The sequence below is a fragment of the Microcystis aeruginosa NIES-4325 genome (genome assembly GCF_008974145.1).
Taxonomy (GTDB): domain Bacteria; phylum Cyanobacteriota; class Cyanobacteriia; order Cyanobacteriales; family Microcystaceae; genus Microcystis; species Microcystis aeruginosa_G.
Window position 1 is genome coordinate 1 of the sequence record NZ_BJKP01000051.1, and the last position, 14107, is coordinate 14107.

General features: G+C 44.1%; 17 protein-coding genes. 11 read left to right on the plus strand and 6 right to left on the minus strand.

Features of this window, described 5'->3' with window-relative positions:
• Together MiAbW_RS17775 and MiAbW_RS17780 are read right to left on the minus strand one after the other, a co-directional pair.
• Positions 1-173: DUF2887 domain-containing protein (locus MiAbW_RS17775; RefSeq protein ID WP_151697186.1), on the minus strand; the 173-nt coding region annotated here is incomplete at its 3' end.
• Positions 174-341 carry a hypothetical protein gene (locus tag MiAbW_RS17780; RefSeq protein ID WP_238707336.1) on the minus strand — a complete coding sequence of 56 codons (168 nt, stop codon included), beginning with the start codon at positions 339-341 and terminating at the stop codon, positions 174-176.
• A 190-nt stretch (positions 342-531) separates the two neighbouring features.
• Between MiAbW_RS17780 and MiAbW_RS17785 the strand changes: the two genes are divergently transcribed.
• Positions 532-819 carry a YggT family protein gene (locus MiAbW_RS17785; RefSeq protein ID WP_002763635.1) on the plus strand — a complete coding sequence of 96 codons (288 nt, stop codon included), beginning with the start codon at positions 532-534 and terminating at the stop codon, positions 817-819.
• Here the strand turns inward: MiAbW_RS17785 and MiAbW_RS17790 are convergent.
• Positions 816-1256 (minus strand): hypothetical protein, encoded by a 441-nt coding sequence (locus MiAbW_RS17790; protein WP_002753281.1) that lies wholly within the window; start codon positions 1254-1256, stop codon positions 816-818. The genes MiAbW_RS17785 and MiAbW_RS17790 overlap by 4 nt on opposite strands.
• Positions 1257-1685: 429 nt before the next feature.
• Between MiAbW_RS17790 and grxC the strand changes: the two genes are divergently transcribed.
• The 6 genes from grxC to MiAbW_RS17825 all read left to right on the plus strand — a co-directional run bounded on the left by grxC (position 1686) and on the right by MiAbW_RS17825 (position 5962).
• The gene (gene grxC, locus MiAbW_RS17800; protein ID WP_151697188.1) at positions 1686-1946 is read left to right on the plus strand and encodes a glutaredoxin 3; all 261 of its coding nucleotides are present in this window, start codon (positions 1686-1688) and stop codon (positions 1944-1946) included.
• Positions 1947-1961: 15 nt separating this feature from the next.
• On the plus strand, positions 1962-2945 hold the full coding sequence (gene gshB, locus MiAbW_RS17805; RefSeq protein ID WP_151697189.1) for a glutathione synthase: 984 nt from the start codon (positions 1962-1964) through the stop codon (positions 2943-2945).
• 137 nt (positions 2946-3082) lie between these two features.
• On the plus strand, positions 3083-3394 hold the full coding sequence (locus MiAbW_RS17810; RefSeq protein WP_151697190.1) for a DUF2499 domain-containing protein: 312 nt from the start codon (positions 3083-3085) through the stop codon (positions 3392-3394).
• Positions 3387-3689 (plus strand): DUF3593 domain-containing protein, encoded by a 303-nt coding sequence (locus MiAbW_RS17815; RefSeq protein WP_151697191.1) that lies wholly within the window; start codon positions 3387-3389, stop codon positions 3687-3689. The genes MiAbW_RS17810 and MiAbW_RS17815 overlap by 8 nt, the downstream gene beginning before the upstream one ends.
• Positions 3690-3807: 118 nt before the next feature.
• Entirely contained in the window at positions 3808-4827 is a 1020-nt protein-coding gene (locus MiAbW_RS17820) for a glycosyltransferase (RefSeq protein ID WP_151697192.1), read from the plus strand.
• 259 nt (positions 4828-5086) lie between these two features.
• Positions 5087-5962 carry a Tab2/Atab2 family RNA-binding protein gene (locus MiAbW_RS17825; RefSeq protein ID WP_151697193.1) on the plus strand — a complete coding sequence of 292 codons (876 nt, stop codon included), beginning with the start codon at positions 5087-5089 and terminating at the stop codon, positions 5960-5962.
• A 44-nt stretch (positions 5963-6006) separates the two neighbouring features.
• Here the strand turns inward: MiAbW_RS17825 and MiAbW_RS17830 are convergent, their stop codons facing one another.
• Together MiAbW_RS17830 and MiAbW_RS17835 are read right to left on the minus strand one after the other, a co-directional pair.
• Positions 6007-7500, minus strand: coding sequence for a carotenoid oxygenase family protein (locus tag MiAbW_RS17830; RefSeq protein WP_151697194.1), 1494 nt, complete (start codon positions 7498-7500; stop codon positions 6007-6009).
• 105 nt (positions 7501-7605) lie between these two features.
• Positions 7606-9777, minus strand: coding sequence for a glutamine synthetase III family protein (locus MiAbW_RS17835; RefSeq protein WP_151697195.1), 2172 nt, complete (start codon positions 9775-9777; stop codon positions 7606-7608).
• A gap of 417 nt (positions 9778-10194) precedes the next feature.
• Here MiAbW_RS17835 and MiAbW_RS17845 point away from each other — a divergent pair, with 417 nt between their 5' ends.
• The 3 genes from MiAbW_RS17845 (at position 10195) to MiAbW_RS17855 (ending at position 11672) form a co-directional block, all read left to right on the plus strand.
• Positions 10195-10899, plus strand: coding sequence for a proprotein convertase P-domain-containing protein (locus MiAbW_RS17845; RefSeq protein WP_151697197.1), 705 nt, complete (start codon positions 10195-10197; stop codon positions 10897-10899).
• Positions 10900-11121: 222 nt separating this feature from the next.
• Entirely contained in the window at positions 11122-11403 is a 282-nt protein-coding gene (locus MiAbW_RS17850) for a type II toxin-antitoxin system RelB/DinJ family antitoxin (RefSeq protein WP_151697198.1), read from the plus strand.
• Positions 11397-11672 carry a type II toxin-antitoxin system YafQ family toxin gene (locus MiAbW_RS17855; protein WP_043995505.1) on the plus strand — a complete coding sequence of 92 codons (276 nt, stop codon included), beginning with the start codon at positions 11397-11399 and terminating at the stop codon, positions 11670-11672. Before MiAbW_RS17850 ends, MiAbW_RS17855 begins: the two co-directional genes overlap by 7 nt.
• Positions 11673-11715: 43 nt before the next feature.
• On the opposite strand, the gene MiAbW_RS17860 is transcribed toward MiAbW_RS17855, so the two are convergent.
• Entirely contained in the window at positions 11716-13155 is a 1440-nt protein-coding gene (locus tag MiAbW_RS17860) for a folate/biopterin family MFS transporter (protein WP_151697199.1), read from the minus strand.
• Between the two features lie 346 nt (positions 13156-13501).
• Between MiAbW_RS17860 and MiAbW_RS17865 the strand changes: the two genes are divergently transcribed.
• Complete coding sequence (locus MiAbW_RS17865; protein WP_151697200.1) at positions 13502-13975, plus strand: hypothetical protein; 474 nt, start codon at positions 13502-13504, stop codon at positions 13973-13975.
• Positions 13976-14107: the final 132 nt, after the last annotated feature.

Below are 14107 nucleotides of genomic sequence, written 5' to 3' on the forward strand. Positions count from 1 at the left end.
GGATCATTGAGGTTATCGGGAAGAAAAACCCCATCTAAACGAAAAGCTAGTTGTTTAACTTCTAGGGAGGAAAATTGATAATGATTGACGGTTTCCGGGGGAAGATTGAGCAAATCAAAGAAACTTTCGGGAAAAGTCTGAAAGAGACGATAGAAAATACTGTCCGTTTTCACTCAATTGTGTCCCTCAATGACTTGTGGTACTTGTTCAATCTCTGAGTCTAAAGCTTGGGCAATTTGTTCTACACTTAATCCTAAGGCCGATAAACGGGGTATAGAGTTTAATTTAGCCGATAATTCTCCTTCTTCTAAAATAGCTTGATAGATGACTGATTCTCTCATGATGTCACTTCTAAGGTAAGATTCCGTCCAAGAATCCCCACGCATTTAGGTAACGGGAGTGTCAACCCCGATGAATGCCGATAGCCGGTTAAAACCAGTAGGATAGGGCGGCGAGAGTAACTAAAGACCATTTTTTTGGTAAGATCAAAGCTAAACTAACCATCACGCCCTCTTGAGGGAATATTTATTTATGAGCGATATAGGGTTTATTTTGACGATAATCAACAATTTCCTGCAAATTTACTCAGTAATCCTAATTGTTAGGGTTTTACTGACTTGGTTCCAAAATGCCGGTTGGGCCTATCAGATTATGTCTTTTCTTAGTCCGATTACCGATCCCTATTTAAACCTCTTTCGCTCGATTATCCCACCTCTAGGCGGGATGGACTTGTCCCCGATCCTCGCATTCCTGCTGCTCAACGTCGTTCAGAGTGTCGTAGCCACAGGGGCCAGCAGTCTGGTCAGCAGCAGTTTCTAAATCCGGGGATCCACACTACTGGTAAAACCGGAAGCTTTGAATTTTTCCAGTCGCAAGGGGGTTGGTTGATTGGTAGAAACAGAAATTCTGATCTCGAAATCACTAATCCCCGGTGGCACTTCTGGAATTGCCCCGACTCGGCTACGATTTTGTAAGGCTGGTTCCCCGTTAGCATCGTAAATCCGACCAAAAACATCGGCATCATAGACGGTTTTTCCAGAATTATTTTTAGCTTTGCCGGTGATTAAAAAACAATTAGCCGGAAAACTGGTTCCCCCACTGGTGACACTCCCCTCGGCTAATTCGGGGGGACAGTCTTTGTAAGATACATCTAATAGTTGAATTGGGGTCAAAGCTTGAGCAGTAGGGATGATAAGCAAGCTAGACAGCCAGAAGAGAACAGAAAGCAGTAAAACGGTGAGCGAGCGTGGTGTCATAGATGAGTGATTTTACGGTATGATTTCCCCAATACTTAGATTATCGTCGATCGTCACTCTTTGAAATCAGCTTTTTTAGGACTTTCATGGGAATGGATTCCCGCAGACGCTGCCGATAGTTGCGACTGGTTTCCCTGGTAGGTAATATAGTCATTTCAGATAAGTCTGATACAGTCTGGGCTGACAAAACCCTTATGAAATCTGGGATTGATATTCTCAATCTTAATTGAAATGACTATAAAAGTAAATGAAAGTGAGGATGATTCTTGCGCTGTTGGTTGCCGTATTCGCTTTCAAAACGGTGAAGAATGGGAAATACAAGAAATATATCAGTGTAATCGCCCTAATTGGCGTTTTCTGACCTGAAGGAAGATCACTGCTCGGTTATCGGCTAAAATTTAAGAACTGTAAAGAAAACAGATAAATTTTATGACCGCTAAAGTTGAGATCTATACTTGGAGTTCCTGTCCTTTCTGTATCCGCGCTAAAGCATTACTCAAGAAAAAAGGGGTGGAGTTTACCGAATATTGTATCGATGGTGATGAAGAAGCGCGAGCCAAAATGTCCGATCGAGCCAATGGTCGTACAAGTGTACCACAGATTTTTATAGACGATCAACACATCGGGGGCTGCGATGACATCTATGCTTTAGATAGAAGTGGTGGTTTAGATCCCCTGTTGCAGAATTAAGGATAAAAACTATTAATGAAACTAGCCTTTATTATCGATCCGATCGAGTATCTAGATCCGGGCCATGATACCAGTGTAGCTATCATGGAAGCATCCCAATTATTAGGTCATGAAATTTGGATTACTTCCATCACCGATCTCAGTGCGATTGCGGGAAAAGCTTGGGCAAAACTAACTAAAATTGAACTGGTTCCCGTGGAGTTAAAAGATAATCACTGGGTTGCTGTATCTCAATGGTATCAAAGACAAGAGACAGTTTTTACCTGCTTAGAAAACTTCGATTTTGTCTGGATGAGAAAAGACCCACCCGTGACAATTGCCTATCTTTATGCCACCTATTTATTAGACTTGATCGACTCCCAAAAAACTCAAGTAATTAACTCAACTAGGGGTTTACGCCATGCCAACGAAAAGTTATATACGATTCACTTTGCTCAAGTAATGCCCGCTACAATTGTTTCCCAAGATAAAGCGACAATTAGGGAATTTGTCAACCAAAAAGGGGCGGCGGTTATGAAACCTTTGGGGGGCAAAGCAGGGGAGGGAATTTTATTTCTTAGTCCCGAAGATCGCAATCTCAATTCAATGATTGAAATTAGCACAAAATGGGGACAAGAACCGGTAATGATTCAAGATTATTTACCAGCTGCCAAAGAAGGAGATAAACGCATTATTGTCCTCAATGGTGAACCGATCGGGGCAGTTAATCGCATTCCCACCGGTTCGGAATTTCGCGGTAATATGGCCGTGGGTGGACGAGTAGCAAAAACAGAAATCAGCGATCAAGAATTAGAAATCTGTGCCACTTTAGCCCCAAAATTACGAGAAGATGGCCTATATTTTGTCGGATTAGATGTGATTGGTGGCTATCTGACGGAAGTTAATGTCACCAGTCCCACCGGCATTCGCGAGATCGATCGATTAAACAATGTTAGTTTAGGTCAACAGGTGATTAAATGGCTAGAAAATTTTTCGGGAAATGGGGAGTATTTTCAGTGAACAGCAAACAGTAAACAGTAATCAGCGAAAAGACAGTAGGAAACTTCTATTTAATACTGCACACTTAAAACTCAAATCTGATAACTGATAACTTACCCACTGATAACTGATAACTGATAACTGATAACTGTAAAAAAATGAATGCTTTATCAATACCGACGTGGATAGTTCATGTATCGAGTGTCGTAGAATGGATAGCGGCGATCTGGTTAGTCTGGACCTATAGCGACATCAGTAACGATCGATCGTGGCGAATGTTATCTTGGGGAATGTTACCCGCTTTAATTGGGGCCATGTGTGCCTGTACATGGCATTTTTTTGATAATATCAGTGCCTTATCCTGGTTAGTCACCCTACAGGCAGCCATGACTGTCTTAGGAAATTTTACCCTCTGTGCTGCCGGTTGGTGGCTGTGGCGTTCCAGCAAAATCAGCGTTAACAATGAATAAAGAGAGTTTATTTGCTATTTCCCTGTTTCCCTATCTGGGGTTTCTTTTGTTTGTCACTCGTTCAGGAAAAATGCCCCGTTTAGCCTTAATTGGCTTTTATGTGCTGTTAATCTTCGTTTTTATCACCATTCCTGCTGGTATCTACGCTAAAATCCACTATGGTCAAGAATTAGCCAACGTCGATTGGTTACACGGCAGCGCCGAACTTTTCCTCACCCTCTCCAATATTCTCGTCGTCTTAGGTTTTCGTCAGGCAATTTTAGCCAAAAAGCAAACAGAGAAAGGGGAACAGTAAACAGTAAACAGTGAACAGTAATCAGTGAACTGACAACTCACATCTGATAACTGATAACTGATAACTGATAACTGAATTGTGGTACAATCGCCCCAAAACTTCCCCGCGTCAGTCAACTATGTCCCCGATTACACCGTCCATCAGTGTCAACGAACCCAACCCGCAGGCTGCTATCCAGACTTTATCGGTAGTGGTTCCCATTTATAACGAAGTGGACAGTATCCCCCATCTCGTGGAGAGTATCGCCTCGATTTTGCGTTCTTATCAAATTAACTACGAGATTATCTGTGTTGACGACGGTTCTAAGGACGGTTCCACCGAGGTTTTAACTAATTTAGCCAAAAATCGCGATGATCTCAAGGCGGTAATATTGCGACGCAACTACGGACAAACCCCCGCTATGGCTGCCGGATTTAATTATGCCACGGGACAGGTCATCATTACCCTCGACGGCGATTTACAGAACGATCCCAATGATATACCCCTATTATTGGCCAAATTGGAGGAAGGTTATGACCTCGTAAGTGGCTGGCGCAAAAATCGCCAAGATGACCAGGTAAAACGGCTTTTACCCTCAAAAATAGCTAATTGGCTGATTGGCAAGGTAACAGGGGTCAAATTACACGACTACGGTTGTTCTTTGAAAGCCTATCGAGCCGAATTAGTCGCCGATATGAATCTCTACGGGGAATTACATCGCTTTTTACCCGCATTAGCTTTTATTGAAGGGGCAAAAATAACCGAAATTCCCGTTAATCACCATGCTAGACGGTTCGGACAGAGTAAATATGGTTTAGGTCGCACAATTCGCGTGATTATGGACTTATTTACTGTCTTTTTTATGAAAAAGTTCCTCACCCGTCCGATGCACATTTTTGGACTCTACGGACTGTTATCCATGGTAGTGGGGATTATTTTAGGCACTTATCTGACTATTCTCAAACTCGGTTTCGGACAAGAAATCGGCGATCGACCTTTGTTAATCCTAGCTGTGTTATTCTTTTTAACTGGGGTACAATTACTCTGTTTTGGTCTTTTGGCAGAAATTTTGATGCGAACTTACCATGAATCCCAAAAACGTCCTATCTACCGCGTTCGTACTGTTGTCGGGGATAGGGGATTTTTCAGTGAACAGTGAGCAGTAATCAGTGAGCAGTAAACAGTAATCAGTAAACAGTGAACAGTAAAAAGACAGTAGGAAGCTGCTATTTAATACTGCCCACTTAATACATACTGCACACTTAAAACTCAAATCTGATAACTGATAACTGATAACTGATAACTGATAACTGATAACTGATAACTGATAACTGATAACTGATAACTGATAACTGATAACTGATAACTGATAACTGATAACTGATAACTGATAACTGATAACTGATAACTAAAAAAATATGACTATTTGGGAACTTGATTTTTATTCGCGGCCGGTGGTGGATGAAAATAATAAAAAAAGATGGGAATTATTAATCTGTGAAACTCCGGCAACAATCGATCGCTCCTCCGATACAATATTTAAATATGCCAGTTATTGTCCTAATACGATGGTTAATTCCCAATGGTTAGGGGAGGCAATTACTGCAGCTATCAAGGCAGCGGGGGTAACTCCCAAAAAAATTCGCTTTTTCCGTCGTCAGATGAATAACATGATTAGCAAAGCTTGCGAGGATATCGGTATTCCCGCTTCCCCTAGTCGTCGCACTCATGCTTTAACGAGATGGATAGAAGAAAGAATGGTTAATTTCTACCCTCAAGAAGTTGGTTATGATCAAAATTTAACTAAAACTGCTTCCGTGAATTATCCCCCTTTAAATGCTGTTCCCCTTCCCGATGCTGTCCGGGGAGATAAGGCAGATAAATGGGCTTTTGTTACGCTAGAATTGTCTTCTTTTAATGATTTAAAAGATTGGGATATTAGCTTCGGAGAAAATTTGCCTATACTAGGGATGGGATTAGATGAGAATCTAAAAGTACCCGGTTTAGTTATTTTTTCTCCCCGCGCTTTACCCCTTGCTGGTTGGATGTCAGGGTTAGAAATGGCGTATTTAAAGTTAGAAACTGGTTCCCGTCCCGTGCTACGTTTAGAAACGGGTGCTAGTGATAGCTGGATTCTCGTCAACGTCACTAATACCGAGACTTTAAAGGAAGCCAAAAACTTTGAAGAAGCTAAACAAAAAGCCAATAATCTGCATTTTTTAGCCATTCAATCTAACCCTGAATCGGAATCCTTCGCTGGTTTTTGGCTATTACAAGAAGGCTCTCAAGAGTAAAGTTTAGTAAAGGTGGTTTTTCAATCCACCCCCACAGAATTAAATTAAAAACATTGTCCAGTCCAACTACCGTGTAACCCGTAGGGAATATGATGTTTAAGATGGATAACTGCTAGGGAATTAGTGATATCTTTAGCATCTAAGATTACCCCATTCGATCGATGATTGGCCGCATCGTAAGTGACTACCAATAACCAACCATCATCTTCAGCAATTCCATCGGGTTTAGGCACAAAAATTGGCTCACCCGCAAATCCCTGGGGAGCAAAAGAATGTAACTGTTTTTCTCCCGTTAATAGGTCTAGTTTTAGGATTGCTTGCAAAGGAGCATTACCGGTGGCATGATGAGCGGCAGCCATGTATAAATAACGGTAATCTCGACCAACTTTTGCCGGATTGATGCTGGGAAACTCACAACAATGCTCTAGAATACATTCTCTTGTAACGGTATTTTCTGATAAATTTAGTGTAAATCGCCACAGATGTCCGGGCGCTAAACTATCAAAATCTACCGATTGAAAACTGCTATTTGAATCCAGTTGTGGTAAGGATTGATAGCAAATAGAATCAATATAAATTTTCTCGCCCCCTTCGACGTGGCTCATGGCAAGTTGTTCAAAAGCATTGCTATGATGGAAGACAAAACCTGATGGAGTTTCTAAAACTTTTACTTCCCTTTTATTAGGATCCCGGGAGATAATAATAATCTTAGTTAACTTGTCCGGTTGATTGATGAGACATTCTCCCGCACCTTTTAACCCAAAAAGAAAGGGAAAAGGATTATAACTAACCGGGTTTTGGAAAAAGATAGCGTAGTGGGGAGTAATAACAAAATCGTGGATAAAACAAAAGCCCGGTACACTGTGGGTATGACGACGTAATAACTTACCCGTGGGACTAATTTCATAGAGAGTAATGGCACTGGACAAACCCGTTTTAATGGCAAAATTTACCAGACAAGGTTGATGATTATCGAAAATACAAGCGGGATCAATGCGAGGATGAGCGGCAAAAGCATCGCCTTTTTCTAAGATACCATCGAGATAGTCTAAACCAATAGTATCAAGGGTTTTAGCATCGAGACGATGGGGTTCGGCCGCTTCCCAAAGTGCCAGTAATTTATCGCCCCAGTAGATAACATTAGTATTAGCAATATTTTTCAGACGCAAATCAAAAGCATTGCCGAAAATTCCCCCCGGTTTTTTCGTGCCAAAAACACCGCGATAAAGTGGTTTTCCCGCTTTCTGTTCCTGGAGATAACCCTGGGTTTTAACAAAACGGTTACGATAATGTACGCGCCCATGGTTGAAGCTAATCGCGCTGATCATACCATCCCCATCGAAGGGATGTGCGATCGCAGTGCCAGCGATATCGAGTAAACCGGGGCCGTTTTTAAAGACTGTACCCTGTAAATCGGGGGGAATTTGCCCCTCGATGTCTTCTACCTCGTAATCGTACTCGTTGGGTTGGGATTGATAGCCTTTTTGCCAATCCTGACGATTATAGGATTTTTCGCCAATTGTCGGAGTTAGTACCATAGTAGTTTTAGATTTATATTTACTTTTCTTAACATAACTTAAAACTACCAGAGCTAAAAAGAAGGGGGTGGCTCATCATTTATTCACCCCCTCCTTGTCGTCTTGTTATTTAACAAACAACATTTCTTGATAGGTGGGTAGGGGCCAGAAATTGTCGGCCACTTCCCCTTCCAGCGTGTCAGCATATTCGCGCACCTTATCCATCAAGGGACGGATTGTTTGAGCAGAATACTGCATATGTTCCTCGATCGAGTCAAAATCGTGTTTAGCCATGGCCTCACTCAGTTTGGCAACGCTATCCATCATTAATTTAACCAGATTCGAGACCGTTTGGGCGCTTTCCTTATTCATCTCGATGCCGATCGCCGCCGCATTAGCGATCGCCGATGACAATTCCGACAAGTAGCGAACAGCAGCGGGATAAATGATCGTTTTAGCCATACTTACCACCAGTTTCGCCTCCACCTCGATGGCCAGCAAATACTGTTCCGCATAGACATCAAAACGGCTTTCCAGTTCAATGGGAGTAAGCACACCCATGCGGGTAAACAGTTCTTCGATATAATCGGCTTTCAGCACGGGTAAAGCATCGGCAGTGGTGCGGAGATTAGCCAAACCGCGCTCTTCTACCGCCATTTTGTGCCATTCCGGGGAATATCCGTTACCTCCGAAGATCACATTTCTGTGTTTGTCCATGATCTCCTTGAGAACACCCTCGGCGGCAGTATTGAGGTCTTCCCCGGCTTTCATCCGGCTTTCTAGGTTATCCGCCACCCAAGTCAGGGAATCGGCTAGAATCGTGTTCATCGCCACCAGCGGACCGGAAACTGACTGATTAGAACCCACGGCGCGGAATTCAAAGCGATTGCCCGTAAAAGCAAAAGGAGAGGTACGATTGCGATCGCCAGGATCCTTGGGGAATACCGGCAGGGTATCGACACCCAGATCCATCAACCCCGGAGCATCAGAACCCTCAATTCGGCCTTGGCTAATTTGGTCGAATACCTTTTCTAACTGGCTGCCCAAATATACCGAAATAATGGCGGGAGGGGCTTCATTTGCCCCCAAACGGTGATCATTGCTGGCGGTAGCCACCACTGCCCGTAAAAGCGGCCCGTACTTGTGAACACCACGAATCACAGCCCCACAGAATAACAAAAACTGCATATTAGCGTGGGGAGTATCGCCCGGATCCAACAGATTGCCCTGGGTGGCGTTGCCGACGGACCAGTTAACGTGTTTTCCCGAACCATTAATTCCCGCAAAGGGTTTTTCGTGTAGTAGGCAGACAAAACCGTGTTTTTTAGCCGTACTTTTCAGCAAGGTCATAATTAACTGCTGATGGTCACTGGCCACGTTAGCAGCCTCGAAAAAGGGCGCAATCTCGAACTGTCCGGGGGCGACTTCGTTATGGCGGGTTTTAGCTGGAATGCCGAGGCGATACATTCTTTCCTCTACTTCCTGCATAAACACCTGAACCCGTTCGGGAATCGCGCCAAAATAATGATCGTCGAACTGTTGACCCTTAGCGGCGGGTTTACCAAATAGGGTGCGACCGGTGAGCAGTAAATCGGGGCGACTATGGGCAAAATGAGCATCGACTAGGAAATATTCCTGTTCAGCACCGCAGCTGGAGTTAACGGGGGCGACTTCCGTATGTCCTAAGAGCTTAAGCACCCTGGTGGCGGCTTTACTCATCGACGAAATCGAGCGTAAAAGCGGCGTTTTTTTGTCGAGGGCCTCTCCTGTCCAAGAGATGAAAACCGTGGGAATACACAGGGTTACACCATTATCGGTCTCCATGACGTAGGCGGGACTGGTGACATCCCAAGCGGTGTAACCCCGCGCTTCAAAGGTGGAGCGAAGTCCGCCGTTAGGAAAGGAAGACCCGTCCGGTTCTCCCTGTACTAAGACTTTGCCCGTAAATTCCGTGATCACCGAGCCGTCGCTCTGCACGGAAATAAAGCCGTCGTGTTTTTCGGCGGTGGCGTTGGTCATCGGATAGAAGACGTGGGCATAGTACAGCGCCCCTTTGGACGTGGCCCAATCCTTCATCGCTGCCGCTACCGTACCAGCGATGGAAACGTCTAATTTTCCCCCAGTTAAAATCGTGTTTTTGACTGATTTGAATACGTCTTTGGGAAGACTGGCCTGCATTTTGCTCAGGGTAAAGACATCGGTTGCCCAGAGGGCCTCTAAACGCTGAGGAATTTTGCTAGGTAGGGGTTTACGGTCTGTGACTTGAGAGATAGCTTGAACACGGGTTCCATAACTCATAAGTATTTTTCCTATTTTGCTGTGTCGTGGATAAAGGGTTACTTTACTTAGGCGATGACAAGTTTCCTACTGATTTTGATGTTGAATTCCGGTCAGAGGCTATTCTCCGCTTAATAATTTTGATCCCACGGCACAAGCTTCTGTGCGGTTTTTATCTGCTTGCGCCGGCCTCTTTTCCGATCAATTAGCAACACCAGCCTTAATCTTAAGAACAGATGATCGAGATATTTGTATCAAACATTACAAATATCCTAAACCCGATCTTCCCCAAGCGATCGCACTGATAAAACGGGTTTCTTTGAGAAACCCGTTTTCTGGAGATAAAACTCTATACATCTATGCAATCGATAAAAAAGCGATATTTGACAAAATCGGGGGGGGGGGTAGAATGCTGGTGGAATTTGCCCAAAATTGCCCATGAATTTTACAACTAACTTCAAATCTCTCTCTCTGGCTGGTGTTGTCCTCGCCAGCACAGTTAGCGCGATCGCTGGAATGACTGTCCTCCCCGCCAGCGCCGTCACCTTTACTGGAACTGGTACTGGTTTCAGCATCCCTGAAAACAACGCCACAGGTGCTTCCAGCACTATTACCATTCCCACCAGTTCCAACTTCTCGATCACCAACATCACCGTCACCCTCAATAACCTAACCCACTCCTGGTTAGGTGATTTGATCGCCAATCTCACCTACGTCCCAACCAACACGACAGTATCGCTGTTCAACCGGATCGGTCGGCCTACCAATACCTTGGGTGACTCCAGCAACTTCAACGGCAACTACAGCTTCAATGATGCCGTTACCGGCAACCTCTGGACGGTAGCTGCTTCTGGGGGTAGTGATTTTGTCATCCCCAGCGGCAACTACTTCCCCACCGGTGCGGGTAGTGGCACCCTTGTTCCCATGCTCACTTCCTTGGGTGGATCCCAGACCGCCGGCGACTGGCGGCTGAGGATTTCCGACAATGCGCCGGGTGATGCTGGCAGTCTTGGCAGTTGGACTCTGAATTTGGAGGGGACTCCCATTGCTCCCGTTTCTGTTCCCGAATCAAATTCTGTCTTAGGTTTGCTGGCCCTAGGCTTACTGGGAACGGCAGCGGCATTTAGGCGCCATTTGGACTGAGAAAACGGGTTTCTTTGAGAAGAAAACGGAAGAAAACTGATTTCTTTGAGAAACCCGTTTTCTGTTTAAGCGCCATTTGGACTGAGAAAACGGGTTTCTTTAAGAAGAAAACGGATTTCTTTGAGAAACCCGTTTTCTCAACTTTTGGAGATCGCTAGGGGTTGCTAACTCGCGCTAGACTAGATTAAAATAATTAATTAACTCCCAATCATTTGTTTAACCATGAGTCAAGCTGCTGCAATCAATACTAAACTAATTGATTCCCTTGCTCAAATTATCCTTTCCTTAACTGACGAAGAACAACAGCTTCTCCTACAAAAAATTCAGCATCCAGCCTTATCTGATGTCAATTGTCATCAAGGTTTTCCCTTTGATGTTCAAATTCCTAATACAGAAACGCTCGCCGCCATTGAAGAAGTAGAAAAACATCCTGAGCGTCTTAAGCGTTATACTAGCGTTGGGCAGATGTTCGAGGACTGGAACAAGGATACAGGGGAATGTTAACCCCACAGGAAAGCACCCGCTTTCGACGCGATTTGAGGCGGATGAAAAAACGGGGTAAAGACTTGGAAAAGTTAAAAACTGTGGTAGAACTACTGGTGCAAGAACAAATACTACCAGAGCGATACCGAGATCATAATCTCGTTGGAGATTGGTCGGGTTATGGTGAGTGCCATATCGAGCCAGATTGGTTGTTACTCTACAAGATTGAGCGAGATGAGGAAAGCTTAACACTCGTTCGGACTGGGACTCATTCGGATCTGTTTAAATAGTCTTCTAGAAAACGGGTTTCTCAAAGAAACCCGTTTTCTGGAGTCAATCTCTTGTGTCAATTAATTCGGGTACAAGTTCAGGTATAAAACCGGGTTCAGCTAAAGAACCGGTAACATGATGTTCAAAGACTTCTGCGGGGGGAAAAGTTTTCTTGACTTCTTGAGATTGCGGATCCGTAGAAGGTAGCCATTTAATTAGGGGTAAAGGTAGGAGAGTAGAGAGATTAGTAATCACTACCAATAACCAAAGGTTATCAAAATTGGTTTCGGTGACTCCCAACCAATGGGTTAATAAAGCGCCGATTTCTTGTGAAACTAATCCTGACATATTCCAGATAGACATTAATAAAGCGAATAGAGATGCTTCAATACCCACGGGACAAAGACGGGCCGATAAAATTAAGACGGGTAAAAAGGCAATTTGTCCCATGACGGTGAGGATGAGACTATCCCCCAAACTAAACCAATGATCGTCAATACCGAGCGCTCGATTAGTATGGGTAACTAAGATTAGGGTAGTCATCCCTAAAAGCGCAGAAATCACCGTACTCCAACCCAAAATTAACCGAAAGGAAATCGCTTTTAAAAACCGTTGATATACCCATATCCCCAGGATCGAGGCTAAACTGGTGACTAAGCGCACTCGTCCTAAAAATTCTGGTTCAAATCCTAACTCGTTGGTGGTGAAGTAGAAAAAGGCAGAATCGGCGCTAGGTGTAGCCTGCCAGAGAAAAATAAAGGCAGTGGGTAATAAAATTGATTTTTGTCTAACTGCTGACCATAATTGCCCGATTTGCTCCTTGACTTTCGGCGTGGATTGTGGTTCACCATTATTATTCTTGACTTTTTCCTCTGTAATTAAAAACGCCATGGCTGAGGCAATCAGGGGAAAAATAGCCGTGAGAGCAAAGACAGGACGAGTACCGAGGTGTGCCAGTAACCAACCACCTAGATAAGCCGTAATTAAGCCGCCTAGGGCCGATATTCCCCAAGTTAAGGACTGTAGAGAACCGGATTGAGTGAAGGACTCTCTGCGCGCCCTTTCTACTACCAAAGAATCGACGATGACATCACTAATGGTGACAGAAAGGGAACCAAGCAGGATCGCCGCCGTCGCTTGCCAAGCATTCTCCACCACAGTGGCTAGGGCCAACCAAGCTAAAACCCCGAGAATTCCCGATAAAATTAGGTAGGGCCGACGACGATAGCCGAAAATAGGCAAACCATCCGAAAGAAAGCCAAAAGCTGGTTTAATCACCCAAGGAATCGCCGCCACTCCGATTAATGCCCCCATCTGGGAGGGACTCAAGGCCAAATCGTCTTTTAAAAAGAAGCTAACCGCTAATCGGGAGAGTCCGAGAATGCCCTGCACGAAATAAACCCCTAAAATGCCAATTAATTCGGGATTAGGGTCATTTCCGAACAAGATAGTCTCTTTAAGGAATTTTTTCCCGCGATCGATGCCAAGGCGATTAATAAGCATGAAGTTTCATAAATATTTGTTACTGTATCTATGATAATGTAATGATTGATCGCTCGATCGGTGCGTTAGCTGTTAGGGTTTAACTGTTGAGCTTTAGGTTTTGGCGGTTGGGTATTGGGTTTTAGGGTTTTAGTTGAATTTCCCCTGCTCCCCACTTCCCTATTCCCCTATTTCCCCATTCCCCCTATTTCCCCACTTCCCTGTTACCTCAAAGTGATAACTTCTGTCCCTCACGAGTATGATTATTGCTATAGTGATATCATTTTTCAAAAGTGTTAGGTTTGGATCAGCAACAAACATTGAAAACTAACACATCCAATTGACAAGTTACATTTCCCTTTTATCTATGCCGTTATCTCGGAACCAGATTGAGAAGACAATAGAAGAAATCGATTACCTAGCTAATCCGTCAAGTGAGCGATATGGGCGATTACTCAACTGGCAAAATCCATTCGATCCGTTTTGGCATTATGGGATCGGTTTGTCAGAGCTGCACATCTTCGATACAGGTCGTGGATTATGTCCATTTGAAAAGAGAGAAGCAAAGCTTGTCGTTGACATTGACCACATCGCTTTTAAGCCGGATCAAACAGTTAAGCGACTCAAACACGCTCTCCATGTTTTTGCAGACTGGGAGTACACTTTGACTGGCTGGAATTGCGAACACCTTGGTCGATTAATTGCAACAGATCAACCGAGATGTTATCAAAGTAGTCCCATCTGGTGGTTATGCGACATGACTCCAGAAGGTGATCATAAGGTCGCGCGCCAAATTTTTCAGGATTACTTGAAGGCGGTTGAGCCTAGTCTTTCCAGGTGAGCCTCGTAGCGACTGTCTTGATTGTCAAGGGGTAATTCAAAAAAACTCAAGCAGTTGCCGTAAAACTCAAAATCTCAAGCCGGAAAAAAGCGCAGCAAAAGCTAAGCTGCTCAGGTTAAACCAAAGCAAGCG